Source organism: Spiroplasma sp. ChiS (assembly GCF_002968355.1).
Classification (GTDB): domain Bacteria; phylum Bacillota_I; class Bacilli_A; order Mycoplasmatales; family Mycoplasmataceae; genus Spiroplasma; species Spiroplasma citri.
On record NZ_PUUH01000245.1, the window covers coordinates 1 to 729 of the forward strand.

Annotated in this window: 1 pseudogene; it reads left to right on the forward strand. The window is 24.2% G+C overall.

Features of this window, described 5'->3' with window-relative positions:
• Window positions 1-28 precede the first annotated feature (28 nt).
• Window positions 29-729: pseudogene (locus C6B38_RS06245) on the forward strand (terminase large subunit domain-containing protein); the annotation flags it as partial.

Below are 729 nucleotides of genomic sequence, written 5' to 3' on the forward strand. Positions count from 1 at the left end.
TATATGATAATTCAGAGGAAAAATAAGAATGCAAGCAAATAATGAAAAAACAAATTTAGAAATATATTATGAATGAATAAATAAAAACTCCAATAAAAATAAAGTTGGAATAAAAATTAAAAAAATTGTTTCCACATTAGTAAAAGAATTAAAATCAAATAAAGATTATTATTTTAATCACAAAGAAGCAAATAAAACAATTAGCTTTATTGAAAAATCTTGYTTTCATACAACTGGAGAATATAATAAACAAAATTTTAAATTAGAATTATGGCAAAAAGCATTTTTAGAAGCATTATATGGTTTTTATGATAAAAAAACAAATTTAAGAAGATTTAAAGAAGCACTCTTAATTGTCGGAAGAGGAAATGGAAAAACCGCCCTTGCTTCTGCAATCACTTTAAAAAGTTTAATTTTAGATAATGAAGCAAATGCTGAGCTTTATTCTATTGCAACCAAACGAGATCAAGCAAAAAGAGTTTATGAATAAATGCGACGAATGATTTTTATTAATTCTAACTTAAATAAAATTTTAAAAGTTAAGCGAGATAAAATAGAGTTTATACATAATAATTCTTTTTTTCAACCACTATCATCAGAAACAAAAACATTAGATGGTTTAAACCCCTATTTTGTTGTTTTAGATGAAGTAGCAATGATGGAAAAGCGTGACATTTATGATGTTATGCGAACAGCAACCGCAAAAAGAAAAGATTATTTAATGTTATT